This is a genomic window from Halomonas piscis (genome assembly GCF_031886125.1).
GTDB lineage: Bacteria > Pseudomonadota > Gammaproteobacteria > Pseudomonadales > Halomonadaceae > Vreelandella > Vreelandella piscis.
Genome location: NZ_CP119391.1, coordinates 1,715,279 through 1,739,618, shown reverse-complemented (window position 1 = coordinate 1,739,618; position 24,340 = coordinate 1,715,279). Strand labels below are relative to the sequence as shown.

Below are 24,340 nucleotides of genomic sequence, written 5' to 3'. Positions count from 1 at the left end.
CACGGGAGCGAATTTTACCGGTTTTCCGCTGGAAATCAATACGATTAGTAAAGCCTGAGGCCCACCCGGGTGATAAGGTTGCCGTTCATTTCGCTGACAACCCATTGAATGCCGTGCCAGTCCACGTCGTCGCCTACCACCGGATGCCCGCCGACCCGCAGCGCCATAAATTCGGCCAGCGTCATGTCGGGGGTGCCCGACCCCAGAGTAAGGCCGTACGCTTCGGCAATGTCCTTCATCCGCGCGCTGGCATCCAGGGTGAAGGCCCCGAAGAAGGCTCGCTCCCGCTTGAAGCGCGCGTCGCCGTTGAACAGGCGATTCAGCGCCACGATGTCTTCTTCCCGCCCGATCACGCAGAGGACGTCGCCGATCTTCAAGCGCGTATTTCCCTTCGGATGGAGCATGGCATGCTGGCGAAACAGCGCGGAAATCAACGCCCCGGAAGGAAACCGCAGCAGGCGGATGGGGACGTCGTCGAGATCGAGATTCTCCACTTCATAGACAAACATCTCGAAGTCGTTTTCCGGCAAAATGCCCAAGGGCCCCCGGCGGTTGGGGGTAGCGCCGTCGGGCACTTCGAGCTTGAGCCAGCGTGCCACCCAGGCAAGCGACCCCCCCTGAACCAGCAGCGACATGAGCACCACGGCAAAGGCCACGTTGAAATACAGGAAAGCATTGTCCACCCCGCCAATCAGCGGGAAAATCGCCAGGACAATGGGCACCGCCCCGCGCAGCCCGACCCAGGCAATAAACAGCACCTCCCGGGTACGAAACTTGAAAAACGGCCTGATGATGGCAAACACGGCAATCGGACGGGCCACAAAGATCAGCGCCAGCGCCACCAGGGAGGCAGGCAGGGCCACGTCCCACAGCTGACTTGGCGTCACCAGCAGCCCCAGCACCAAGAACAGGCCGATCTGGCTTAGCCAGGCCAAGCCGTCGTGTACCGGGAGGATGGCGCTGAGGTGGCGTCCGGGCTGGTTGCCGATCATCAGCCCGGCGAGATAGATGGCAAGAAAGCCGCTGCCGCCAAGCACGCTGGTCAGCCCGAAAACGCTGAATCCCAGCGCTAGCGCCAGCATGGAATAAAGCCCCGGGGCCAGATCCATGAAGCGCAGCAGCTTGGCGCTGAGCCAGCCGCCGCCGATGCCCACGGCAAGCCCGATACCGAACTGGGTCGCAAAAAACAGCGCCGTTTCGCCGATCCCGCCGATATCGCCGCGCAGCACCTCAATGAGCATCAGCGTCAGAAAGATCGCCATCGGATCGTTGGTGCCGGACTCAATCTCAAGCGTCGCGCCCACCCGCTCGTTGAGATTGACGCCGTGTCCTCTGAGCATGGAAAACACCGCGGCCGCATCGGTCGAGCCCACGATAGCGCCCACCAGCAGCCCCTGGATCAGCGTCAGATCGAAAATCAGCATGGCGATCGCGCCGACAATGGCGCTGGTCACCAGTACGCCGAACGTTGCCAGCAGCAGCGCCGGCCTGAAGGCGACCCGGAAGGTTTTCAGCCGCGTGCGCAGGCCGCCGTCGAGCAGAATCATGGCCAGCGCCAAATGCCCGATAATGAAGGCCATGGAATAGTTGTCGAACTCGACACCGAGGATGCCTTCCTCGCCGGCCAGCATGCCAAGGCCCAGGAAGATCAGCAAAAGCGGCAGGCCGAAAAGCGATGACAGGCGGCTGGCCAGAATGCTCAGGGTCATCAAGCCGCCGCCCAGTAAAAAGAAGGTATATATTGCGTCCATGTCTCCCCGTCTCGACCGCGTGATCCGGGCCATTATGCCATGCCGTGCACGGCTTTACCGTGACATTCCAGGCCCGAGCGCATCCGCTATGCTAGCCAGGCCGTTTATCATGCGGATACACTCCGCTTCATGACATCGACAACCTCCTCCCGGTTACGCTGCCTCCCCGGCCCAGGCTCCTGCCTGCTGGCGCTTTTGTGGCTGGTCAGCGTCGGCATCTGGGCGCAGGATGGCTCCGCGGATGACGACGCCCTGACGCTGAACAGCGACGTGAAGCTGCCCGACAACCTCTGGCCGCCGGATAAAATCGTGATCCCCGCCCCGGCTATCGCCGTGGCGGCGCCTGAGCCGCTACCGCCGCCGCCGGTAGAGTCGCTGACCATCATGCTCGACTGGTTTTTAAGCCCTCAGCACGCGCCGCTGCTGGTAGCCAAGGCGCGGGAGCTTTACCTGGAGCAGGGGCTCGAGGTGACGCTCAAGCCGCCGGCAGACCCGTCCCTACCCGCCAAGCTGCTGGCCGCCGGCGAAGTCGACGCCGCCCTGGCGCGCCAGCCGCTCTTGCATCTTCGCGATCACGACGATGACCGCCTGGTCCGTATCGCCACGCTGATGGCCACACCGCTCAATGCGGTCATCGTCACCGGCGATGCCCGGCCGGAGGAGCTCGACGCGCTGGCCACGCTGTCTTACGGCTATGCCACCCGGGAAGGCGCCGAGCTTATCGTACCGCTGCTGGTTCCCGGCAGCGTGCGGCAGACCGATGGCTATAGCGCCCCGCTCAACGTGCACTACGGCAGCGAGCGCCATCTCCAGGAAGGCAACATCCAGATCATGGCCGACGGTTTCAATCACTCGCTGCCTGCCCAGCTGGCAACCGACGGCATCAATGCCAGCGTCATTCCCTATACCGAGCTGGGACTGCCGGCACACGACGGACTGGTGCTGATGATCAACGGCAATGCGCTGAGAGCGCGCAAGGACACCTGGCAGCGCCTGACCGTTGCCCTGGAAAACGCCGCCCGCTGGATTGCCGACGACCCCGCACGCGCCTGGGAAACGCTGACCGAGGCCTACCCGGTGCTGGACAACAGCGTCAACCAGGCCGCCTGGCCTGCGATTGTGCGCCGCATGGCGCTGCGCCCGGCAGCGGTGGATACGCGACGCTATCAGCGCATGGAAGCGTTTTTGCAGGAGCGCGGCATCACCGACACGCGCCTGCCCGCCCGCGCGCTAGCCGTGGACCCTCATGGACTCTAGGCTTTCCCGTGCCGGCTGATACCGCTGATCCGACACCGCTGGTTTTCCTCCAGGTGAACGCCTCCGGCACCCGGCCCACCCGCGACCGGATTATCGAACTCGCCGCCCTGCGGGTGGAAAACGGCGCTATTGTCGAGCGCCGACTACAGCGGTTCAACCCCGGCCAGCGCGTCCCGGCTGCCGTCACTGCCCTGGATGACGCCACGCTAACCGACGCCGCCTCCTTCGAGCAGGCGGCAACAGAGCTGCATAGCTGGCTGGGAAATGCCATCCTGATCGCCCACAATGCCCGGGTGCACCATGCCTTCCTGCGTAACGCCTTCAAACGGGCCGGCATCCGCTATGAAGCTCGCCTGATCTGCACCCGTCGCCTGGCCCAGCGGCTGGCGCCGGAGCTTGCCGAGCAGCACCTGCACGCGCTGCTGGCGCACTACCGCATAGCAGCAGCGCCAGGCCCAGAGGGCAACGTCGATGCCCTCTGGGCGCTGTGGCAGCATTGGCAGCGCCTTCACGGCGAAGAGTGGCCGGCGCGACTCGAAACCGAACGGCGCCAGCAGAGTCTGCCGGCGCAGCTTGATGCCGACTCGCTGAAACAGCTGCCCGCAGCCCCCGGCGTCTATCTGTTCTACGGGCACAACCGGCTGCCGCTGTACGTGGGCAAAAGCGTCAACCTCCGCCGGCGGGTATGGGGACATTTTCAGAGCGATCATCGCCACGACCGGGAAATGCGCCTGGCACGCCAGGTACAGCACGTGGAATGGGAAGAAACCGCCGGCGACCTGAGCGCTCAGCTTCGCGAAGCCGAACTGGTCAAGACCCTGCTGCCGATCCTCAATCGCCAGCTACGCAGGCAGCGCCGGCTGACCGCATGGCAATGGCCGGACGGTGCCGCCTGCCCCGAAGCGGTAGACCCGGCCCGCCCGGCGACACAGCCGAATGCATCAGCTGGCGCTCCGCTTTACGGCCTGTTCCGCTCCCAGCGTGAGGCGCGCACGACCCTGCAGCAGGTTGCCGCACAGCATCAGCTGTGCCCGCAAGTGCTGGGCCTTGAGCGCGGACGCGGCCGCTGCTTTGCCAGCCAGCTGGGCAAGTGCCGCGGCGCCTGCTGCGGCCGGGAATCGCTGGATGCGCACGCACGCCGCGCCCGAAAGGCGCTTGAGCCGCTGCGGCTTGACGCCTGGCCCTGGCGCGGACGCATTGCGGTCAAGGAGCAGCATCCGGCAAGCCGCCTGGCTACCTGGCATGTGATATGGCACTGGTGCTACCTGGGCCATGCGGCAAGCTGCCAGGCCGCCGCGCGCCTGCAAAGCGAATCGCCGACCTTTGATATGGACAGCTACCGGATACTCAGCCGGTTTTTGCACGATCCCGCCCGTTACGGCCTGGAAATCACGACGCTGGACTGAGGTCAGCGGCCATGCGGATGGGCCGCCAGAAAGGTGTTCACTGCCTGTTGAAAAGCCTGGGGCTGCTCGGCGTGCAGCCAGTGGCCGGCTCCCTTGAGCGTGACAACACGCGCTTTGGGCAGCACTTCGCGAAGCCTGGGCAGCATGGCATCCTGCACGTAGTCCGACTCTGCCCCGCGCAGCACCATGGCCGGGCCGTCAAAGGCGCTTTCCCCAGTCGGCGGCGCAATAATGTCGGGGTAGCCGGCGATAATACGGTCCAGGCCTATCCGCAGCGTCATCTCGCCTTCAGCGCGCTGAAGATTGGTGGCCAGAAACAGCCGAATGGGGCGCGAGTCGATATGCCGCGCCAGCAGCGCATCCGCCTCCCGGCGATCCGCCGGACGCCCCTGCTCAAGCTCGCGCATGGCGGCAAAAATGTCGTCGTGGCCGTGCCGGTAGGCGACCGGGGCGATATCCGCCACTATCAGCGAGGCGACGCGCTGCGGCTTCCGGCATGCCAGACTCATCGCCACCTTGCCGCCCATGGAATGGCCCAGCACGTGCGCCCGCTCGAGGCTCAGCCGGTCCAGCAGCGCCAGCACGTCGTCGCTCATGGCCGTATAGTCCATGCCGTCGGCATGGGGCGAGCGGCCGTGGTTGCGCAAGTCCACCGCAATCACCCGCCGCCCGCGCCGCCAGTCGCGGAGGTGCGAGCGCCAGTTATCGGCGCTGCCCAGCAGGCCGTGAATGACAACCAGCGGCAGCTCGCTGCCGTCATCTTCCCCGCTGTCAATGCAGTACAGTTCCACCGGGGTGGGCTCGGCCGCAGACGGCATAGTGGCTCCTTGTCATGATCAGGCGTGTCTTGTACGAAATCGGGGTCAAGCGGTGCTGGGCGCGGCGTCGGCGGTCTCTGTCCAGGCCATCATTTTGCGCGTCAGCCAGGCCAGCAGCACGCCGTAAAGCGGCAGGAAAAGCACCATGCTGATTCCCAGCTTGATGGCATAGTCCACCAGCGCGATTTCCAGCCAGTTGGCCGCCATAAAGGCGTCCGGGCTTTGGTAAAAGGCAGTGAAGAAAAACGTCAGGGTATCGGCAAGGTTGCCCACCACCGTGGAAAACACCGGAGCCACCCACCACACCATCCGGCGCAGACGATTAAACACATGGACGTCGAGGGTTTGCCCCACCACGTAAGCCATGAAGCTTGCCAGCGCGATACGCGCCACGAAGGTATCCCACTCCCCCAGGGCCGCGAGACCGGCATACTCCCCCCGGGGAAAGACCACCGAGACCACGTAGGAGACCACCAGCGCCGGCAGCATCACTCGCCGCACAATGGTTCTGGCAGGCTCCTTGCCAAACAGCCGCACGGTGAGGTCCGTGGCGAGAAAAATGAACGGAAAGCTGAACGCGCCCCAGGTCGTATTCAGGCCAAACAGCGTAAACGGCAGCTGTACCAGATAGTTGCTCGCGGCAATAATAGCGATGTGGAACGTCACCAGAAGAAAGAGGCAACGGCGGTGCTGAAGATCGGGCAGGACAAACATCGGCTGGCAGGCATCCTTTTTATCGAGTGAAAAAGGGAGGGGTGAGGGAACCCTCCTGCCCGTACGGGCGGCGGCCATTATACCCGACGGCAAAAGGAAAAAAAGCCGGCGCCGGCGGGCGTTGAAGAAGCCCTGCCGTACCGTTGAATCACCATTGGGCAAATTAAGCTAATGTACGGAAACGTAAATCAAGCCCTTTCACGGACGCCAGGAGCCACATGTCAGGAGTCGATCATGCCTAGCTTTCCCCGCGCTGCCATGCACCTGCTCGATGATAACGGCGACGCCATCGAGACGGGCGCCCGAATACTCAAGGCCATGGCCAACGCCAAGCGCCTGCACATCCTGTGCCTGCTGGCTGAAGGCGAGCTTTCGGTTACTCGGCTCAACCAGCAGCTGGCGCTGAGCCAGTCCGCGCTATCCCAGCACCTGGCGATTCTCCGCCAGCAATCGCTGGTGACCACGCGGCGGGAGTCCCAGACGATCCATTACTCCCTGGCAAGCGATACCGTCAAGGCGGTTATTCAGGCGCTGGCCGATACCGCCGACTAGTCTTCCCCTTTCAATGCCGATGCCAGCGCATGGCGCTCAGGGCCCCCAGCCCCCTGACCACGGCGCTTTCGGCCCCTCGGGCCAGGGCAATGCCCAGCCGATCGCTCAGCTGCCGGGGCCTTTCCAGCCAGACGCTGATCACCCGGGCGCCGGCCATGCGCTCGACCAGGTAAGCCTCGCTGGTCTGCACGCTATCTACCAGTTCGCGCTTTTGCGCCTCGCTGCCGTACCAGATCTCACCGGTCGCGAGCGCTTCGATGTCGACCGCGGGGCGATGGCGAGCCACATAGTCCTTGAACAGGCGGTGGGTGTTCTCCAGGTCCTCGATAAACTTGGCGCGCCCTTCCTCGGTGTTTTCGCCCAGCATCGTCAGGGTGCGCTTGTGTTTCCCCGCGGTGAGCAGCTCGACGTCGATATCGTGGCGCTTGAGCAGACGGTGCACGTTGGGCACCTGGGCCACCACGCCGATAGAGCCGATCACGGCGAAGGGCGCCGCCTTGACATGGCCGGCGCTGCACGCCATCAGATAGCCACCGCTCGCCGCCACCTTGTCGATGCACACGGTTGTCGCAAGCCCTGCCGCTGCCAGTCGCTCAAGCTCTGCCGCCGCCAGGCCGTAGGCGTGCACCAGCCCGCCGCCGGACTCCAGCCTGACGACAACCTCATCCACCTTGTTCGCGACGCGGATCACCGCCGACACTTCCTCGGCAAAGTGCCCGGTGGCCGACGCCTGGAGATCGCCGTGAAAGTCCAGCACCCAGACGCGTGGGCCAACGCCCTCCCCGGTCTTGCCCCCGGACGCTGCCGGCGCGGCCGAATCATCCGCGGCCGCCGCCTTTTTGCGGCGCCGAGAGCGCAGCGCCCGCCGCAGCCGGCCGCGCCCTTTTTCAGCGGCGCGGCCGGCCTGGTCAAGATGACGCTGACGCCTGTCGCGCTGGTCGTTGAGCACCTCGGTATGCAGGGTCAGCCCGTCGTCGCCGTCGCTTTTTTTCCGCCTGAACAGCAGCGCTGCCAGCGTGCCCAGGCCGATGACGATAGCCGCCTGGATAAAAAAGGTGACGATATTGATGATCCACTCGCCCACTGGGACTCTCCTCGTTGTGACGCCTTGGGTGGCTGATTGACCGGGTAGCGCGCACTTTAGCGCAGGCGGGGCCAGGGGTGTTAGGCTTGGCGCGAACACTCGCCACCAGGAATATCGCGATGCCCACCCCCACGCCGCTCGAGAAACTGCACGCCCGCTTTGACCCCGAGGCTGCCCGGGACATGCACGAGATCTTTCAGTTTCACTTTACGGATCTGGGCGACTATCACCTCTGCGTGGACGACGGAGCGCTGGCCGTGGAAGACGGCGAACACGACGACCCCTCGGTGAGCCTGAGCCTGTCAAGCGATACCCTGAGACGCCTGATGCGCGGCGAGATCAGCGGCATGAATGCGCTCATGAGCGGCCAGCTCAAGGCCACGGGCAACGTCATGCTGGCTACCCGGCTGAGCGCGCTGTTTCCCGGCGACTGAAACGTTATGCCCTACTCGCGCCATCGGGCCAGGTGCGCCTCGATCAGCTCCCGGGCAATGGAGTAAGGCGCCGGCAGGCCCGGCAACCGGCGCGGGGTAAACCAGGCCGCATCGCTGATTTCGTTTTCGTCGATGCGGATGCGCCGAGTGGTAGCCTCGGCAAAAAAACCCATCATCAGCGAGTGCGGAAACGGCCACGCCTGGCTGCGGTAGTAGCGCAGCTGATCGATGTGCACGCCGACCTCTTCGTACACCTCGCGGTGGACCGCCTCTTCGGCGGACTCGCCGGGCTCGATAAAGCCGGCCAGGGTGGAATACTGCCCCGGGCGAAAGCGCGGGCTGCGCCCCAGCAGCATGTTTTCCCCGGAGGTGACCAGGGTAATGATGCACGGCGAAATGCGCGGATAGTTGCGGTGGCCGCAGCGCTCGCAGTGCATGGCAAACTCCGCGGACAGACGGGTGGCTTTCGCCCCGCAGCGGCCGCAAAAGCGGTGATTCTGCAGCCAGGCCCCCACCTGCAGCGCCGTGGACAGCAGGCTGAACCAGCGGTTGGACACCAGCGCCAGCCATTCCCGGCCGCTCGGCCAGCTGTCTCCGGGCCTCGAGGCGAAGGCCAGCGCCACCGGCTCATCGTCCCAGTAGCACAGCGGCTGCATGGTCTCGTCCCAGCGCTGCCAGGGCTGCAGCGGAATTTCCCGGCTGTCTCCGCCGCCGTCTCCCGGCGCCGGCGCCACTCGGTTATTGGCCATCACGATCACTCGGCCGGCACCGGCGCCGGCCGGTATTTCACGTCTGAGCATCGTCGCCCCCGGCTTGCTCCCAGCGCAGCCCGTGGGCGGCGCACTTGGCGCGGTGGGCGTCTTCTTCTTCGGCGCTGGGGGCAATCACGCGCAGCTGCCCGGGTGTCAGCGACAGCCGGCGTATGGCAAGGCCGCCCTCGGCGCTGGCCGCCTGGCGGTCGGGCGCAGACTCGGCCGGCTCGGCATCCAGCGTCAGCGCCGTCTGCCCGCCGGTCATCGCCAGGTAGACGTCGGCGAGTATCTCCGAGTCAAGCAGGGCGCCGTGGAGCACCCGGTGACCGTTATCGATATCGTAGCGCTTGCACAGCGCGTCCAGGGTGTTGCGCTGCCCCGGATGCAGCTTGCGCGCCATGGTCAGCGTATCGAGAATGGCGCAGTGCTCGGCCACCGGCCCCAGCGGCGCCTGGCGATGCGTGTTGATCCGGGCAAGCTCGTGGTCGATAAAGCCGACGTCGAAGGGGGCGTTATGGATGACAAGCTCGGCGCCCTCGATGAACGCCCAGAAAGCGTCGGCCACCTCGGCAAAGACCGGCTCGTTGGCGACTTTCTCGTTGTCGATGCCGTGTATCGCGACGACCTCGGCATCGATATGGCACTCGGGATTGATGTACTGGTGATAGGTGCGACCGGTCAAACGCCGGTTGACCATTTCCACCGCGCCGATTTCTACCAGCTTATGTCCCTGCTTGGGGTCGATGCCGGTGGTTTCGGTGTCCAGGACGACCTGGCGCATATGACTACTCCTGCATGTTATCGCCTGTCGATCAGGTGTTCTCGTCGATGGCCTGGTTGGCCAGGGCATCGGCACGCTCGTTGCCGGGATGGCCGCTGTGGCCTTTTACCCAGTGCCATTCTACGCGGTGACGCCGGGTTTCGGCGTGCAGCGTCTGCCACAGCTCGGCGTTTTTCACCGGCTTTTTGGCCGCGGTTTGCCAGCCGCGCTTGAGCCAGCTGTGAATCCACTGGGTAATGCCCTGACGAACGTACTGGGAGTCGGTCCACAGCGACACCTCGCAGGGCGTATTGAGCGTGCGCAGCGCGCTGATCGCGGCCATCAACTCCATGCGATTGTTGGTGGTATGGGCCTCAAAGCCGTAGCGCGTGGTCTCATGGTCGCCGCTTTGCAGCACCACGCCCCAGCCGCCCACGCCGGGATTGCCCCGGCAGGCGCCGTCCGTATACGCCGTCACGCGCGGCAGCCGCGCGTTTGCCTGTTCGTTCAACGCTTGTGTTCCTCGTGCTGTGAGGGGGTTTTGGCGCCGGCGTCCGCAGCCCGGACTTCGCCGGGCCGGCGGGCTCGCAAAGAGCGCTGCCCTGGCGCCGTCTGGCCCCGGGTGATGCCCAATGGCCCTGCCGCTGCGGGGGGCTGCAAGCCAAAGCGAAGGCGCTGAACGGGCGCCTGGCGGCGGCGCCGGCGGGCGCGGATCATATAGCTGGTGCCCAGCGGCACGTTATGCCGCCGCCCCAGCGTTTCCCGACGCTCGTGACACACGCCGCCTCTTCCCGGGCCAAAACCGCAATAGTCTACGCCTTCGATTTCAAAATCGACAAATGCCAGCCAGTCGCGCAGCCTTCCCGGCGTATACCAGCGGCCGTTGCCCGGGTAGTGTCGGCGCTTTTTGCCCAGCCGGTAGGCAAGCGCTGCCAGGCCCAGCGGCTGAAAGCCGAAAATCACCATCAGGCCGCTGTCCCGGGTTACCCGAGCCGCCTCCGCCAGGGCCTGATGGGCGTCGGGGCAGTGTTCGAGAAAATGATGCAGCAGGGTAAGATCCAGACACTCGTCGGGCAGCGCCAGCGCCCGGGGCGGACAGACCAGCGTGGCCTCGCTTTTGGCTTCGGCAAGAGCCGGCGCCCACTGCACCGCATGGGTCGGGCCCGCAGCGGACAGGTGCGCCAGCAGCGAAGCGCCCATGGACAGCTCCAGAGCGTGCCGGTCGCGGCGCGCTTCGAGCACCGGCCCCAGGCAAGCGGCTTGCGCCGTGATCAGCGCCCGGCCCCGCCCGGACGCCCAGTAGCACCGGCTCAGGGCCAGCCGCTCGCCCCACTCGGCCTGCGCCTGCGAAGTTGACATAAATAGCGCTCCCCTCCAAAGTATCGGCGTTTATCATACCCCGTGACAGGAAGGATCTCGCCCCATGCTGAGCGTGACACCGATACCCGCCTTTAGCGACAATTATATTTGGCTGTTGCGACAAGATGCGAGCCAGAAGGTTTGCGTGGTGGATCCCGGTGACGCCGCTCCGGTAATGGAAGTGCTGGAGCGCGAAGCGCTGGAGCTGGAGACGGTGTTGATCACCCATCATCATCATGACCATACCGGCGGGCTTGAGGAGCTGATCAAGCGCTACTCGCCCAAAGTGATCGGGCCGGACAATCCCGCCATTGCCGGCATTACCCAGACAGTTGGCGAAGGCGACGAAGTTCGCGTCATGGGGCGTCTTTTCGAGGTCATGGCCACCCCCGGGCACACCCTGGATCATATCAGCTTTTTCACCCCGGGCATCCCGTCGCTGCTGTTCTGCGGCGACACGCTCTTCTGCGCCGGCTGCGGGCGACTGTTCGAAGGCACCCCGGAGCAGCTTTACCACTCGCTTCGGCGGTTTGCCGAGCTTCCCGAAGAAACCCTGGTGTTTGCCGCCCACGAGTATACCCAGGCCAACCTGACCTTTGCCCGCGAGGCCGACCCCGACAACGACGAGGTTGCCTCTGCGCTGGAGGACTGCCGCCGGGCGCGCGAAGCCGAACGGCCGACGCTTCCCAGCACGATCGGCCGCGAATTGAACATCAACCCCTATCTGCGTGTCCATACCGCCAGCGTGCGCAAGGCCGCGGCTGCCCAGGGCGCCGACGACAGCGACCTTGCCACCTTCACCACGCTTCGCGAATGGAAAAACCGCTTCTAACGTCTGCCGGATTGCCGGCACGCGGCAAAGCGGCTGTTTAACGGACTTTTTTACACGCTTATGACCTACCACACCTTGCGCCAACGTTTTGTGCTGAGCGCCGGCAGCACCCTTGTCGTCAGTTTACTGATGGCTGCCACCGTCGATAACGCCTCGGCCATGCCCCGTGCCCCCGAGGGCAACGCCACCCCGCCGCAGCTGCCAGCAGAGTCTTCTTCCGCCGCTGCCCCGGCGGTCTCTGATCCGGCTCCGCTCGGTCTTTTCTGGGAAGCGCTGGATGCCCGGCCGCAAGATGCCTGGACGCGCCTGCGCCAGAATCTTGCCTGGGACATTGACCGGCTGCCGCCCGGGGCCCGGGCGCGAGTGGACAAGTGGATTGCCCGCTACCGCCAGAGCCCGGAAAACATTGCCAGCATTACCCGCGAAGCCAAGCCCTGGCTTGCCTGGATCACCCAGCAGGTGGAAGAGCGCGGCCTGCCGGGCGAAATCGCCCTGCTGCCCTTTGTCGAGAGCTCGTTCGACCCCGCCGCGCGCAGCTACCGGGGCGCCGCCGGTCTCTGGCAGTTCATGCCCCGCACCGGTGACGCCCTGGGGCTTTTGCGCAACGGTCGCTACGACGGCCGGCTGGACGTGGCCGCCTCGACCCGAGCCGCGCTGGGCTATATCGAATCCCAGGCCCAGCGCTGGTACGGCGGCGATATTGCCCTTTCCCTGGCGGCCTACAACGCCGGGGCGGGCACGGTCAACAAGGCGCGCCGCCGGGCGCAGCGTCAGGGCCGGGGTGGCGACTACTGGTCGCTCGACCTTCCCGGCGAGACCATGCAGTACCTGCCCAAACTCTACGCCATCGCCGAAATTATCGGGCACCCCGACCGCTACGGCGTCAACCTGCCGGACATCAACGCAGCGCCGGCCTTTGCCACGGTAGAGCTGAATCGCTCCATGTCGCTTGCCAACCTCTCTCGCCGCCTGGACGTCAGCGCTTCCCGGCTGGCAAGGCTCAATCCCGGCGTTCTGCGGGGCACCGTCGACCCTGCCCACGGTGCCACGCTGCTGGTGCCGAGCGATGCCGATCGCCAGACCCTGGCCGCCTTCAGCAACGCCGGCACCTCCTCCGAGCAGGCGACTCACCGAGTGGAAAGCGGCGATAGCCTGACCACTATTGCCATGCGCTACGATGTCAGCCCTAATGAGCTTGTCCGCTGGAATGCCATCGAGCGCTCCGGCACGCTGCGCCCGGGCCAGCTACTGACGCTTTCGGACGGCTAGGCGCAAGTTATCGACGGCGTGGCGCCCTGCAACAAGCCGGCCGGCGTCACGTCTTTCGGGGAGGCAGGCCGCCATGCGCCACAAAACGCCATTACGTCGCCGCCGGCTTGCCTTTATGAGCCTTTGTCTGACGCTGAGCCTGTGGACGACAGCGGCACAGCCGGCGCCTGACGAGGCGTCGCCCAGCGCCGGCACGGTTTCCGCCCTCTCCCTTTACGGCACGCCCGAGCTGGACGAAGGCTTCGCGCACTTTCCCCACGTCAACCCCGACGCTCCCAAAGGCGGCACCATGGTGCGCACCGCCGTGGGCGGAAGCTTCGATTCCACCAACCCTTTTATCGTGCGCGGCACGCCGGCAAGCGACGTCAGCCTGATCTACGATACCCTGATGGAAGCAAACCCCAACGAGCCGTTCAGCCTTTACGGCCTGGTGGCCAAGGGCGTGCGCATTGCCCCTGACCGCTCCTGGATCGAATTTGACCTGCGCCGGTCGGCGCGCTTTCAGGACGGCGAGCCGCTCACCGCCGAGGACGTGGTATTCAGCCTGGATATCCTGCGCGAAGAGGGCAATCCGTTTTATCGCAGCTACTACGCCGGGGTGGAAAAGGCCGTGGCGCTTTCGCCTCACCGGGTACGCTTCACCCTGAGCGACACCGAATCCCGGGAGCTTCCGTTGATCGTCGCCCAGCTGCCGATCCTGCCCCGGCACTACTGGGCCGAACGCGACTTCACCAGGCCCACTCTCGCCGCCCATCCGGGCTCCGGCCCCTACCGCATCGCCGAGGTCGACCCGGGCCGGCGCATTGTCTACGCCCGGGATCCGGACTACTGGGGCAAGGGTTTGCCGGTGAATGTCGGCCAGCACAACATCGGCCGGCTGGTGTTTGACTACTACCGCGACCGGGACATTGCCTGGGAGGCGTTCAAGGCCGGGCTTACCGACTACCGCACCGACGCCCGGGCGGCCACCTGGGCCATCGGCTACGACTTTCCCGCCGTCGAGGAAGGGCTGATCAAGCGCCTGACCGTGCCCGACGTCAACCCCTCACGGATGCAGGCGTTCGTGTTCAACCTGCGCCGGGACAAGTTTGAAGACCCTCGGGTGCGCGAGGCCCTGAGCCTGACTTTTGACTTCCCCTGGCTCAACGCCAACATCTTTTACGATACCTACCGGCGTACCGAGAGTTTTTTCCAGAATTCGCCCATGCAGGCCGAAGGCCTGCCCTCGGACGCCGAGCTTGCCCTGCTTGCACCCTTTCGCGACGAGCTGATCGCCTCCCACGGCTCAAACGCCGTTTTTACCCGGCCGCTGCCCATCGAGCAGCCCGAGGCGCTGCGCGCCCGGCTGAAAAAGGCGCTGGAGCTGCTGTATGACGCCGGCTATACGGTGGAAGACGGCACCCTGGTGGGCCCAGACGGCGCGCCGCTGCGCCTGGAAGTCTTGCTCTACGACTCCGGCCTTGAGCGGGTGGTGCAGCCGATGCTGCGCAACATGGCACGGCTCGGCGTGCAGACCTCGATTCGCATCGTGGATATCAGCCAGTATCTGAACCGGGTGCGAAGCTTTGACTTTGACATGGTGATCAGCCAGTTTCCCCAGTCCAACAACCCCGGCAACGAGCAGCGGGATTTCTGGACCAGCGCCGCCGCCAGCCGGCCCCAGAGCCGCAACGTCATGGGACTTGAACACCCCGCCGTGGATGCGCTGGTGGAAGAACTGATTACCGCCGACAGCCGCAAGGAGCTCAACACCGTCACCCACGCGCTGGACCGGGTGCTGCGCTGGGGGTTTTACGTGATTCCGCACTACCATTCGGGTGAGACCCGCATCGCCGTGTGGGACAAGTTCGGCTACCCCCGACCGTTTCCCGAGTACGGCATGGACCTGGACGCCTGGTGGGTCGACCCCGAGCGCGCCACCAGGCTGGAACAGCGGCGCTGATCGATCATCGTGAAAATCGGCACGGCGCTTCGATAACTGAGGTGGGAAATGGGATGGACCCGTCCTTCTGTGCCAAGCTGGATATAACATCTAGCCAGCAGTGCACAGAACACTGACGGCATCGGTGAAGGAGGATCCATCCATGAAACAGATTAGCATTATAGGCATTGACCTGGCGAAACACGTTTTTCAACTGCATGCCGTGGATGCGCACGGTCACAAAGTATTCAGCAAGCAAGTCCGGCGAGAGAAGTTACGCTTGACGCTGGCCCAAATTCCGCCTTGCCACGTCGCCATGGAAGCGTGCGGCTCCGCTCATTACTGGGCGAGAGACATTGGCACGCTGGGCCATGAGGCCGAGCTACTGCCACCGCAGGCGGTCAAGCCCTTCGTGCTGGGCCACAAGAACGATGCGCGCGATGCCGCGGCTATCGCCGAGGCCGCGGCGCGCCCGGCCACGCCTCGAGTGACGATCAAGACGGAAGCACAACAGTCCCTGCAAGCAGTGCACCGAGTACGCAGTCGGTTAGTGCGCGAACGCACCGCCGTCGGCAACGAGCTGCGCGGCCTGCTGGGCGAGTTTGGTCTAATCGTGTCGCAGGGGCACGCGGTGATACGCCAGGGCGTTATTCGTGAGCGGCTGGACGAGCAACGGGCACGGCTGGGGGAAGAACTCTACACCCTGCTGAACGACCTGCTCGATCAATGGCTCGAGAACGATGCCCGGATCGCGCGCTATGACAAGCGTCTGCAGCGTCTGGCCAGGGCATCAGATGACATGCAGCGGCTGATGAGTCTGCCCGGCATCGGCCCGATCAATGCGACGCTGTTGTTCAGCCATCTGGGCGATCCGGCGCGATTCCCCAACGGACGTCAGTTCAGCGCCTCGTTGGGGCTAGTGCCACGCCAGCATTCCAGCGGGGGTCGCAACCAGTTGATGGGGATCACCAAACGCGGCAATGGCAAGGTTCGAAAGCAGTTGGTGCACGGTGCCCGCGCGGCATTACGCCAGTTCCAACGTCAGGAACATCCCGACCGGCTGTCCCGTTGGGCCTGCTCGTTAGCGGCGCGTCTTGGGCAACGCAAGGCCATTGTGGCCCTGGCGAACAAGATGGCGCGGATTTGCTGGTCGCTATTGGCCCATGAACGGCGCTATCAGCCACAGGAGGCCGCTTGATGATACCGAACAAACAGGGAATATAGCTTAGCATGCGATAAGTTACCCAACCCCGAGGTTGCGCAGGCGAGATGCTTCGATGGCATAACGGGTCAGACCGGCTTTCTGTCACTCTGTAAAGTGCGCAGGCCCATCACGAGGCCGAGTGGGAGATCAGAGCAGAGAGCGCGTATTCCATCAGGGCCAGGCACGGCAAGTGCCATCAATAGGCCGGATATAAGCGTGCAGTCCTCACTCTTATGCGTTGTTGCTTCTGGCTTGCACAACAGGACGGGTCCATATAAGCGCAATTTATTGCGCGAATGCTGTACTGAGGCGATATCTTCGCGGACTAAAGTCCGCTCCCACCCTGTAGAGACCTTAGTGCCGAGAACAGTGCCGAAACAGCGTCGCTTTTGCGCCTGTCCGCGAAAGATCCACACAAGGAGCTGCCCGTGGCCCGCTACACCCTGCGCCGACTGCTGCTGATGATCCCCACCCTGGTGGGGATCTTGCTGCTCAACTTCATTATCGTACAGGCCGCGCCCGGCGGCCCCATCGACCAGATGCTGGCGCGCTTCGAAAACGCCGACGCCATGGCCAGCACCCGGCTGGATACCGGCGGCGGCGACATTACCGTAAGCGACGATTCCCGGGGCGCGCGGGGCATCGACGAGCGCTTCATTCAGCAGCTCGAAGAGCAGTTCGGCTTCGACAAGCCCGCCCACGAGCGCTTTCTGGGCATGCTCGCCGACTACGCCACCTTCGACTTCGGCACCAGCTTCTTCCGCGACCGGCCGGTGATCGACCTGATGATCGAGCGGCTGCCGGTGTCGATTTCGCTGGGGCTTTGGAGCACGCTTCTGGTCTACCTGGTGTCGATCCCGCTGGGGATTCGCAAGGCCCTGCGCCACGGCTCAAGGTTTGACGTCTACTCCTCGGGGTTTGTCATCGTCGGCTACGCCGTGCCCGGCTTTCTGTTCGCCATTCTGCTGATCGTGCTATTTGCCAGCGGCGCGTACTTCGACTGGTTTCCCCTGCGCGGGCTCACCTCGCCGGACTTTGCCGAGCTGTCGGCCTGGGGCAAGGTCAAGGACTACGCCTGGCACATGACGCTGCCGGTGCTCGCCGCCTCCATCGGCAGCTTTGCCACCCTCACCATGCTGACCAAGAACAGCTTTCTCGACGAAATCCACAAGCAGTACGTGCTCACCGCCCGGGCCAAGGGGGCCGACGAGCGGCGGGTTCTCTACGGCCACGTGTTCCGCAACGCCATGCTGATCATCATCGCCGGGCTGCCCGCCGCGCTGGTGGGCATCTTCTTTACCGGAGCGCTTTTGATCGAGGTGATCTTCTCGCTGGACGGCCTGGGGCTTCTGGGCTTCGAGGCCGTCATGCAGCGGGACTACCCGGTGATTTTTGGCACGCTGTTTCTCTATACCCTGGTGGGGCTGGTACTCAAGCTGGTGTCCGATTTGACCTATGTGTGGGTGGACCCGCGCATCGACTTTGCCACCCGGGAGGCCTGAGCCATGCGCCTGTCACCACGTCTATCCCCCATCACCCGCCGGCGGCTGGCGGCGTTCAAGAGCAACCGCCGGGCGCGGGTGTCGCTGTGGCTGTTCGCGGCGCTGTTTGTGCTGAGCCTCGCAGCCGAGCTGATCGCCAACGACAGGCCCATCGTCATGCAGTTTGACGGCCAGTGGTACGCGCCGCTTCTCTACGACTACCCGGAAACCGAGTTCGGCGGTTTTCTGCCCACCCGGGCGGACTACCTCGACCCCTTCATGCAGGAGCAGATCCGCGACCACGGCTGGGCGCTGTGGCCGCCGGTACGCTTTTCCTACCAGACCCTGGACATGCAGATGGCGCGCCCCTCCCCCGCGCCGCCCAGCGCGCGCCACTGGCTGGGCACCGACGACCAGGGCCGGGACGTGCTGGCACGGGTGATCTACGGCTTTCGCCTGTCGGTGGTGTTTGCCCTGGCGCTGACCGCGGGCTCGCTGGTGCTGGGCGTGGTCATCGGCGGCGTGCAGGGCTACTTTGGCGGCAAGGTGGACCTCATCGGCCAGCGCCTGAGCGAGATCTGGGCCGGGCTGCCGGTGCTGTTTCTGCTGATCATTCTGGCAAGCTTCGTTCAGCCGGGCTTTTGGTGGCTTCTGGGCGTGATGCTGCTGTTTTCCTGGCTGGGGCTTGTCGATATCGTCCGCGCCGAGTTTCTCCGGGCGCGCAACCTGGAGTACGTGCGCGCGGCCAAGGCCATGGGTCTGCCCTCGCGGCTGATCATGCGGCGTCACGTCTTGCCCAACGCCATGGTGGCGACGCTTACGTTCATTCCGTTTTTGTTCACCGGGGCCATCAGCACCCTGACCGCGCTGGACTTTCTCGGCTTCGGCCTGCCGCCGGGCTCGCCCTCGCTTGGGGAGCTGGCCGCCCAGGGCAAGAACAACCTGCACGCGCCCTGGCTTGGCATCACCGCCTTTCTGACCCTGGGGATCATGCTTTCGCTTTTGGTATTCATCGGCGAAGGGCTGCGCGATGCCTTCGACCCGCGCCACGCCGGAGGACGCTGACATGACACCGTTGCTATCCGTTGAGGGATTGTCCATCGCCTTTGACGGCGTGCCCGTGGTGGAAGACCTGTCGCTTGGGCTAAACGTCGGGGAAACCCTGGCGCTGGTGGGCGAGTCCGGCTCGGGCAAGTCGGTCACCGCGCTCGGCCTTTTGAACCTGCTGCCGCCCAACGCCCGGGTGCAAGGCGCGCGCGCGCTTGAAGGCACTGACCTTGCCCGGCTGAGCCGGAACCAGTGGAACGCCGTGCGCGGCGGCCGGGTTGGGTTTGTGTTCCAGGAGCCCATGACCTCGCTCAACCCCCTGCACAAGATTGGCAAGCAGATCGTGGAGACCCTGCGCCTGCATCAGGGGCTTTCCGCCAGCGCCGCCCGCGCCCGGGCCCTGGCGCTTTTGCAGCGGGTCAAACTGCCCCGAGCGGGAGAGCTTTTGGACGCCTGGCCGCACCAGCTCTCCGGCGGCCAGCGCCAGCGGGTGATGATTGCCATGGCCATTGCCAATAATCCCCGCCTGCTGATTGCCGACGAGCCTACCACCGCGCTCGACGTCAGCGTTCAGCAGGACATCCTCGCGCTTCTGCGCGAGCTGCGCGACGAATACGGCATGGGGCTTTTGTTCATTACCCACGATTTGAACCTGGTGCGCCGCCACGCCGACCGCGTGTGCGTCATGCGCGCCGGTCGGGTGGAAGAAACCGGCGCGGTAGACGACGTCTTTTACGCCCCGCAAACCGCCTACACCCGGGCGCTGCTGGCCGCCGAGCCCGACGGCCGCCCGGAGCCGGTGGCGAACGCCGCGCCGCTTTTGACCGCCCGGCAGCTTGCCGTGAGCTTCTCCCGCCCGCGGCGCGGGCTATTCCGCCCCGCGCCGCCGGCGTTCGAGGCGCTCAAGCCGCTGGATTTACGCCTGCGGCCGGGGGAGACCCTGGGCATTGTCGGCGAGTCCGGCTCGGGCAAGACCACCCTGGCCTCGGCGATCATGCGGCTGGTGGCAAGCCGGGGCGAAGTGACGCTCGGGGAAGATCGGCTGGACCGGCTCAAGGGGGCTTCGCTGCGCCGCCGGCGCCACCGTCTGCAGATGGTGTTTCAGGACCCCTACGGCGCGCTGTCGCCGCGGATGCCGGTGTTCGACATCATAAGCGAAGGCCTGCGCTTTCACTTTCCCGACCTCGGCGAGCAGGCCGTGCGCGAACGAGTCCACCAAACCCTTGAAGACGTGGGGTTGCCGCAGAGCGTGGCGGCGCGCTACCCCCACGAGTTTTCCGGCGGCCAGCGCCAGCGCATCGCCGTGGCCCGGGCGATCGTTCTCGAGCCGGAGCTTCTGGTGCTGGACGAGCCCACCTCGGCGCTGGACCGCCAAGTGCAAAAACAGCTCATCGAGCTTTTACGCCGGCTGCAGGCCGAGCGCGGGCTGGGGTATCTGTTCATCAGCCACGACCTCGCGGTGGTGCGGGCCATGGCCCACCGGGTGATCGTGCTCAAGGACGGCGACGTGGTGGAGCAGGGCGAGTGCGAGGCGCTCTTTGACGCGCCCCGCCACCCCTATACCCGCCGGCTGATCGAGGCGGCGAAGCCCGAACAGCGTACGCGCGTCTAGCGACCCTCCCAGCGGAATGATACAGTGCGCGCCCTTGTTTTGCCGGCCTCGCTCAACAGCTTCGCTGCCAGGGCCATATTTCTACATTCCGGGACGCCCCATGACCGCTACGTTTATCCCCGGCAAGGATGCCGCGCTCGAAACCTCGCTGGATACGCTCAAAGGCCATATCGAGGGCCTCGGCTTTCATATCGTGGAGGCGCGCTGGCTCAATCCCGCCCCCTATATCTGGTCGGTGCACATCCGCGATCGCGACTGCCCCCAAGTGTTTTCCAACGGCAAGGGCGCTACCCGCAAGGCGGCGCTCGCCAGCGCCTACGGCGAGATGCTCGAACGCCTGGCCACGCGCTATCTGTGGGCGGATTTTTACCTGACCCCGGCGCAGAACCACTTTCCCTTCATTCACCAGGCCGAAGAGCAGTGGTTTGCCCCGGAGACTCCCCTCGCCGAGGTGCTCGACGAGGCGTTTCTGCAGCGCTACGGCGACAGTCTGACGCTTGCCGAGCTTCGGGACATGAACGGCGGCGATGCCGCGCCAAGCGTCTGCACCCTGCCCTACGTGCGCCAGCGCGACGGCAAAACGGTTAACGTGCCGGTGAACCTGATCGGCAACATGTTCGTTTCCAACGGCATGTCCGCCGGCAACACCCGGGACGAAGGCCAGGTCCAGGGGCTATCGGAAATCCTCGAGCGCGGGATCAAGGAGCGCATCATCCGCGATGCAATCACTCTGCCCGAGATCCCCGCCGAGGTGCTGGCGCGCTACCCGCGAATCCAGCAGGGCATGGCGGCGCTGGAAGCCAGCGGCTTTCAGCTGCGCGCGCTGGACGCCTCCCTGGGCGGCAGATACCCGGTGATCAGCGTGGTGCTGCTGCACCCGGACGACGGCGGCCTCTACGCCTGCTTTGGTGCCCATCCGCGCTTTGAAGTGGCGCTGGAGCGCGCGCTCACCGAGCTGGTGCAGGGCCGGGCGCTGGACGAGCTGGGCGGCTTTCCCCCGCCTACGGCGGACATGGACCTGGTCACCGACCCGCACAACCTCGAGCTTCACTTCATCGACGCCAGCGGCTACGTCAGCTGGGCGCTTTTGGGCGAGACGCCGGACGTGGCGTTCAGCGACTGGGACGACTCGCGCGGCAACGCCGAGCAGCGCGAGAGCCTGATCGAGCTTCTGCATGACGAAGGCCACGACGTTTACATCGCCGAACACACCGAGCTTGGCGCCTACGCCAGCCGTATTCTGGTGCCGGGCTTTTCCGACATCTACCTGCCCGACGAGCTGAAGTGGCATAACAACAACCAGGCCGTGCCCCACCGCAGCACCCTCTTTGCCCTGCCCGATGCCGGCGCCGCCGCCTGGCAGGCGCTGCTGGCCTGCCTCGAGGACAACAACGTCAACGATCAGATGAGCGTGCTGGAATGGGCCGGCATCGTCCCCGACCCCGACACCGCCTGGGAGCGGCTGCGAGTGGGCGAGCTCAAGCTGTGGCTGCTGCTGGCGCTGGGCGAGCAGGACGCCGCCTTCGAGCAGCTTTCCATGGTGCGCGCCTCGGGCAACCTGGTGGCCGAGGACGAGCGTCGCTTCGACGCCCTGGCAAGCGTGCTGGAGCTGACCGTGGCCAATGAGCCCGTCGACGACTACGCTCGGGCGCTTGCCTTTTACCACGGCGAGGCCTTTGCCCACGCCAGGGCACTGGCCGACGGCGTCACGACCTTCCCCGGGCTTGGCGCCATGAACCCGGACGCTCCTACCGTGGGCCACAAACGCCTGCTGGAAGGCTACGCCAAGGTGCTCAGGGGCCAGCAGCGCGCCGCTCGCCCCTAGTTCGACACCGAGCCCAGCGGCTCGACCTCGAGAACAAGGCCGTCGACCGCGGTCACCCGCACCGCCTGACCGCGGCTCAGCGGGCGCGCGCTGCGGGCCTTCCAGCGCTCGCCTTTCAGGCGCACGTGCCCGCTGTCCGTGAAATCCGCCTCCACCCGGGCCCGACAGCCCACCAGCTCGTCCTGGCCGGTTCGCGGCGGGCGCCGGCGCAGGGCGAGAAAGCGGATCACAACCCACAGCATCAGCCCCGCTGCCAGCAGGGCGACGCCGCCGATCATCGGCAGCGAGATACTCAGAGACTCTGCGTCCATCAGCATCACCGACCCCATCACAAAGGCGACGATGCCGCCTATTCCCAGAATGCCGAAGCTGGGCATCAGCGCCTCGCCCAGGATCAGCCCCAGTCCCAACAGTATCAGGCCCAGTCCGGCATAGTTGATCGGCAGCACCTGGAAGGCGAACAGCGCCAGCAGCAGACTGACGGCGCCGACGGTGCCCGGCACCAGCGCCCCGGGGTTCATCAGCTCGAAAACCAGCCCGTAGAAGCCGATAATCATCAGCAAATAGGCCACGTTGGGGTTGGTGATCACCGCCAGCAGCTCGGTGCGCCAATCCGGATCAAAACGCTCGAGGGTAAGCTCAGCGGTAGCCAGCGTTCGCGTCCCGTCGGCCATGACCACTTCACGGCCGTCAATCCGGGCAAGCAGATCATCGAGGTCGTCCGCTATCGCGTCGACGACGTTCTTTTCCAGCGCCTGGCGAGCGCCGAGGTTGACCGCTTCGCGCACCGCCGCCTCGGCCCAGTCGGCATTGCGCTCGTGACGTTCGGCGAGCGAACGGATATAGGCCACCGCGTCTTCCAGCACCTTGCGCTCCATGGCGGTATCGCCGCGGCGCTTCCCGGGCTCGGCCTCGTCGGCGCTCTCGGCGCCTGAACCTTCCTTCGATGCCCCCTCATCTGCGTCGTCGTCGGGCGGCTGGTTATCGCCAAGGCCCGGCAGCCCGCCGCCGCCAAGCTGCACGGGCGTGGCCGAACCCAGATGGGTCGCCGGCGCCATGGCCGCCACGTGGCTGGCATAGAGCAGATAGGTGCCGGCGCTGGCGGCTCGAGCCCCGGCCGGGGAAACGTAAAAAGCCACCGGCACCTCGGCGGCCAGCATGGCCGAAATCATCGAGCGCATCGAAGCGTCGAGGCCGCCGGGCGTATCCAGGCGCACCACCACCAGCTCGGCATCGCTTTCGGCGGCGCGTTCCAGACCGCGCTGGAAATAGTCGTCGATGGCCGGCCCGATGGGGCCGTCGACGGTCATGACCAGGGCGCTGCGCCCACCCTGCTGTGCCTGGGCCTGCCAGGCCAGCAGAGCCGTCCCCAGCGCCAGGCACAGCAGGCTTGCGAACACGACTGCACGTCCGGACAGGCCGTGGCGATGCGCTTTTATCATCTCACCCCTACCCTGAGAGACTTGTGGTTCGGTATCAGCCTAGCATAGGCCCCTTAGCAGGGAGGGCCGTCTAAAACAGAGCGATTTCGTCTGCGGCCAGCGCCCGCCATTCGCCGGGGGCGAGAGCCGCATCCAGCTCAAGCGGACCGATGGCCCGGCGATGCAGGGCCACCACGCGGTTGCCAAGAGCGCCGAACACGCGCTTGACCTGATGGTAGCGGCCTTCGCTGATGGCAAGCTCGGCCTCGAAGGGCGCCAGCATCCGCAAGGACGCCGGTAGGGTGGGCGTGTCGTCGCCGTCAAGCCAGAGACCTTCGGCCACCCGGGCGACGGCTCGGCTTGCCGCCTCGCCTTCCAGCGGTTCGGCCAGGGTGGCGCGGTAGACCTTGTCCCGGCGGCGCCTGGGCGCGGTAATGCGGTGCAGCCACTGGCCGTCGTCGGTCATCAGCAAAAGCCCGGTGGTATCCACGTCGAGCCGGCCCACCGGCTGCAGCCTTTCGGCGTCGGGCACGTCCAACAGGTCAATCGCGCGCGGGTAAAGCCCGCGGCGGGCCGTACACTCCACCCCCGGCGGCTTGTGCAGCATGAGGTAGCGCTTGCCCAGCAGCGCCAGCGGCTCCCCCTGCCAGGTAACGACGTCCGCCTGGGGATCGATTTGCCGGGCCCCCTGCTTGACCGGCTCGCCGTTAAGCGCAACGTCTCCGGCCTTGAGCGCGCGCTTGGCCAGGCTGCGGGTCAGCGGCGTGGTTTCGCTTAAAAAGCGGTCGAGGCGCATAGTGGCGGGCTTACTCATGAACGGACACTCGCTTGGCTATAGGGC

General features: G+C 65.4%; 22 protein-coding genes. 12 read left to right on the top strand and 10 right to left on the bottom strand.

Annotation, left to right across the window (positions count from 1 at the left end; genetic code table 11):
* Positions 1 to 44 precede the first annotated feature (44 nt).
* Positions 45 to 1,751 carry a potassium/proton antiporter gene (locus P1P91_RS08125; RefSeq protein ID WP_311881849.1) on the bottom strand — a complete coding sequence of 569 codons (1,707 nt, stop codon included), beginning with the start codon at positions 1,749 to 1,751 and terminating at the stop codon, positions 45 to 47.
* Positions 1,752 to 1,880: 129 nt separating this feature from the next.
* Here P1P91_RS08125 and P1P91_RS08120 point away from each other — a divergent pair, with 129 nt between their 5' ends.
* Together P1P91_RS08120 and P1P91_RS08115 are read left to right on the top strand one after the other, a co-directional pair.
* Complete coding sequence (locus P1P91_RS08120; protein WP_311881847.1) at positions 1,881 to 3,008, top strand: ABC transporter substrate-binding protein; 1,128 nt, start codon at positions 1,881 to 1,883, stop codon at positions 3,006 to 3,008.
* 8 nt (positions 3,009 to 3,016) lie between these two features.
* Positions 3,017 to 4,414, top strand: a complete 1,398-nt coding sequence (locus P1P91_RS08115) for a 3'-5' exonuclease family protein (protein ID WP_311881845.1) — start codon at positions 3,017 to 3,019, stop codon at positions 4,412 to 4,414.
* 2 nt (positions 4,415 to 4,416) lie between these two features.
* Here the strand turns inward: P1P91_RS08115 and P1P91_RS08110 are convergent, their stop codons facing one another.
* Positions 4,417 to 5,232, bottom strand: coding sequence for an alpha/beta fold hydrolase (locus P1P91_RS08110; protein ID WP_311881843.1), 816 nt, complete (start codon positions 5,230 to 5,232; stop codon positions 4,417 to 4,419).
* Positions 5,233 to 5,277: 45 nt separating this feature from the next.
* Positions 5,278 to 5,946 (bottom strand): 7-cyano-7-deazaguanine/7-aminomethyl-7-deazaguanine transporter, encoded by a 669-nt coding sequence (locus P1P91_RS08105; RefSeq protein ID WP_311881841.1) that lies wholly within the window; start codon positions 5,944 to 5,946, stop codon positions 5,278 to 5,280.
* Between the two features lie 234 nt (positions 5,947 to 6,180).
* On the opposite strand from P1P91_RS08105, the gene P1P91_RS08100 reads away from it, so the two are divergent.
* Entirely contained in the window at positions 6,181 to 6,498 is a 318-nt protein-coding gene (locus tag P1P91_RS08100; protein WP_311881839.1) for an ArsR/SmtB family transcription factor, read from the top strand.
* 10 nt (positions 6,499 to 6,508) lie between these two features.
* Here the strand turns inward: P1P91_RS08100 and sohB are convergent, their stop codons facing one another.
* Positions 6,509 to 7,582 carry a protease SohB gene (gene sohB / locus P1P91_RS08095; RefSeq protein ID WP_311881837.1) on the bottom strand — a complete coding sequence of 358 codons (1,074 nt, stop codon included), beginning with the start codon at positions 7,580 to 7,582 and terminating at the stop codon, positions 6,509 to 6,511.
* Between the two features lie 119 nt (positions 7,583 to 7,701).
* On the opposite strand from sohB, the gene P1P91_RS08090 reads away from it, so the two are divergent.
* Positions 7,702 to 8,016, top strand: coding sequence for an SCP2 sterol-binding domain-containing protein (locus P1P91_RS08090; RefSeq protein WP_311881835.1), 315 nt, complete (start codon positions 7,702 to 7,704; stop codon positions 8,014 to 8,016).
* Positions 8,017 to 8,027: 11 nt separating this feature from the next.
* Here P1P91_RS08090 and nudC read toward each other — a convergent pair whose 3' ends face one another.
* The 4 genes from nudC to P1P91_RS08070 are packed head-to-tail and all read right to left on the bottom strand — an operon-like array spanning position 8,028 to position 10,887.
* The gene (gene nudC / locus P1P91_RS08085; protein ID WP_311881833.1) at positions 8,028 to 8,816 is read right to left on the bottom strand and encodes an NAD(+) diphosphatase; all 789 of its coding nucleotides are present in this window, start codon (positions 8,814 to 8,816) and stop codon (positions 8,028 to 8,030) included.
* Positions 8,803 to 9,549 carry a DNA polymerase III subunit epsilon gene (gene dnaQ, locus P1P91_RS08080; protein ID WP_311881832.1) on the bottom strand — a complete coding sequence of 249 codons (747 nt, stop codon included), beginning with the start codon at positions 9,547 to 9,549 and terminating at the stop codon, positions 8,803 to 8,805. Before dnaQ ends, nudC begins: the two co-directional genes overlap by 14 nt.
* 31 nt (positions 9,550 to 9,580) lie before the next feature.
* Positions 9,581 to 10,039 carry a ribonuclease HI gene (gene rnhA, locus P1P91_RS08075; RefSeq protein WP_311881831.1) on the bottom strand — a complete coding sequence of 153 codons (459 nt, stop codon included), beginning with the start codon at positions 10,037 to 10,039 and terminating at the stop codon, positions 9,581 to 9,583.
* A complete protein-coding gene (locus tag P1P91_RS08070) occupies positions 10,036 to 10,887 on the bottom strand; it encodes a methyltransferase domain-containing protein (protein WP_311881830.1) in 852 nt (283 codons plus the stop codon). The genes rnhA and P1P91_RS08070 overlap by 4 nt, the downstream gene beginning before the upstream one ends.
* 64 nt (positions 10,888 to 10,951) lie before the next feature.
* On the opposite strand from P1P91_RS08070, the gene gloB reads away from it, so the two are divergent.
* The 8 genes from gloB (at position 10,952) to ycaO (ending at position 22,078) form a co-directional block, all read left to right on the top strand.
* Positions 10,952 to 11,719, top strand: coding sequence for a hydroxyacylglutathione hydrolase (gloB, locus tag P1P91_RS08065; RefSeq protein ID WP_311881828.1), 768 nt, complete (start codon positions 10,952 to 10,954; stop codon positions 11,717 to 11,719).
* 60 nt (positions 11,720 to 11,779) lie between these two features.
* Positions 11,780 to 12,988, top strand: a complete 1,209-nt coding sequence (locus P1P91_RS08060; protein WP_311881825.1) for a transglycosylase SLT domain-containing protein — start codon at positions 11,780 to 11,782, stop codon at positions 12,986 to 12,988.
* A gap of 115 nt (positions 12,989 to 13,103) precedes the next feature.
* Entirely contained in the window at positions 13,104 to 14,930 is a 1,827-nt protein-coding gene (locus tag P1P91_RS08055; RefSeq protein WP_311881823.1) for an extracellular solute-binding protein, read from the top strand.
* 142 nt (positions 14,931 to 15,072) lie between these two features.
* Entirely contained in the window at positions 15,073 to 16,107 is a 1,035-nt protein-coding gene (locus tag P1P91_RS08050) for an IS110 family RNA-guided transposase (protein ID WP_311881821.1), read from the top strand.
* 434 nt (positions 16,108 to 16,541) lie between these two features.
* A complete protein-coding gene (locus tag P1P91_RS08045) occupies positions 16,542 to 17,615 on the top strand; it encodes a microcin C ABC transporter permease YejB (protein WP_311881819.1) in 1,074 nt (357 codons plus the stop codon).
* 3 nt (positions 17,616 to 17,618) lie between these two features.
* Complete coding sequence (locus P1P91_RS08040; RefSeq protein ID WP_311881817.1) at positions 17,619 to 18,659, top strand: ABC transporter permease; 1,041 nt, start codon at positions 17,619 to 17,621, stop codon at positions 18,657 to 18,659.
* A gap of 1 nt (position 18,660) precedes the next feature.
* The gene (locus P1P91_RS08035) at positions 18,661 to 20,253 is read left to right on the top strand and encodes an ABC transporter ATP-binding protein (protein ID WP_311881815.1); all 1,593 of its coding nucleotides are present in this window, start codon (positions 18,661 to 18,663) and stop codon (positions 20,251 to 20,253) included.
* 100 nt (positions 20,254 to 20,353) lie between these two features.
* On the top strand, positions 20,354 to 22,078 hold the full coding sequence (gene ycaO / locus P1P91_RS08030) for a 30S ribosomal protein S12 methylthiotransferase accessory factor YcaO (RefSeq protein ID WP_311881813.1): 1,725 nt from the start codon (positions 20,354 to 20,356) through the stop codon (positions 22,076 to 22,078).
* Here ycaO and P1P91_RS08025 read toward each other — a convergent pair.
* Together P1P91_RS08025 and P1P91_RS08020 are read right to left on the bottom strand one after the other, a co-directional pair.
* Entirely contained in the window at positions 22,075 to 23,520 is a 1,446-nt protein-coding gene (locus P1P91_RS08025) for an NfeD family protein (RefSeq protein ID WP_311881812.1), read from the bottom strand. The two genes, ycaO and P1P91_RS08025, sit on opposite strands and share 4 nt — an antisense overlap.
* Positions 23,521 to 23,590: 70 nt before the next feature.
* The gene (locus P1P91_RS08020; RefSeq protein WP_311885748.1) at positions 23,591 to 24,295 is read right to left on the bottom strand and encodes a pseudouridine synthase; all 705 of its coding nucleotides are present in this window, start codon (positions 24,293 to 24,295) and stop codon (positions 23,591 to 23,593) included.
* Positions 24,296 to 24,340: the final 45 nt, after the last annotated feature.

Bases quoted from the DNA above. Each gene is read 5' to 3' on its own strand.
- P1P91_RS08125 (WP_311881849.1), bottom strand. From the start codon at position 1,751: ATGGACGCAATATATACCTTCTTTTTACTGGGCGGCGGCTTGATGACC.
- P1P91_RS08120 (WP_311881847.1), top strand. From the start codon at position 1,881: ATGACATCGACAACCTCCTCCCGGTTACGCTGCCTCCCCGGCCCAGGC.
- P1P91_RS08110 (WP_311881843.1), bottom strand. From the start codon at position 5,232: ATGCCGTCTGCGGCCGAGCCCACCCCGGTGGAACTGTACTGCATTGAC.
- P1P91_RS08105 (WP_311881841.1), bottom strand. From the start codon at position 5,946: ATGTTTGTCCTGCCCGATCTTCAGCACCGCCGTTGCCTCTTTCTTCTG.
- P1P91_RS08100 (WP_311881839.1), top strand. From the start codon at position 6,181: ATGCCTAGCTTTCCCCGCGCTGCCATGCACCTGCTCGATGATAACGGC.
- P1P91_RS08090 (WP_311881835.1), top strand. From the start codon at position 7,702: ATGCCCACCCCCACGCCGCTCGAGAAACTGCACGCCCGCTTTGACCCC.
- nudC (WP_311881833.1), bottom strand. From the start codon at position 8,816: ATGCTCAGACGTGAAATACCGGCCGGCGCCGGTGCCGGCCGAGTGATC.
- dnaQ (WP_311881832.1), bottom strand. From the start codon at position 9,549: ATGCGCCAGGTCGTCCTGGACACCGAAACCACCGGCATCGACCCCAAG.
- P1P91_RS08070 (WP_311881830.1), bottom strand. From the start codon at position 10,887: ATGTCAACTTCGCAGGCGCAGGCCGAGTGGGGCGAGCGGCTGGCCCTG.
- gloB (WP_311881828.1), top strand. From the start codon at position 10,952: ATGCTGAGCGTGACACCGATACCCGCCTTTAGCGACAATTATATTTGG.
- P1P91_RS08060 (WP_311881825.1), top strand. From the start codon at position 11,780: ATGACCTACCACACCTTGCGCCAACGTTTTGTGCTGAGCGCCGGCAGC.
- P1P91_RS08055 (WP_311881823.1), top strand. From the start codon at position 13,104: ATGAGCCTTTGTCTGACGCTGAGCCTGTGGACGACAGCGGCACAGCCG.
- P1P91_RS08050 (WP_311881821.1), top strand. From the start codon at position 15,073: ATGAAACAGATTAGCATTATAGGCATTGACCTGGCGAAACACGTTTTT.
- P1P91_RS08040 (WP_311881817.1), top strand. From the start codon at position 17,619: ATGCGCCTGTCACCACGTCTATCCCCCATCACCCGCCGGCGGCTGGCG.
- P1P91_RS08035 (WP_311881815.1), top strand. From the start codon at position 18,661: ATGACACCGTTGCTATCCGTTGAGGGATTGTCCATCGCCTTTGACGGC.
- ycaO (WP_311881813.1), top strand. From the start codon at position 20,354: ATGACCGCTACGTTTATCCCCGGCAAGGATGCCGCGCTCGAAACCTCG.
- P1P91_RS08025 (WP_311881812.1), bottom strand. From the start codon at position 23,520: ATGATAAAAGCGCATCGCCACGGCCTGTCCGGACGTGCAGTCGTGTTC.
- P1P91_RS08020 (WP_311885748.1), bottom strand. From the start codon at position 24,295: ATGCGCCTCGACCGCTTTTTAAGCGAAACCACGCCGCTGACCCGCAGC.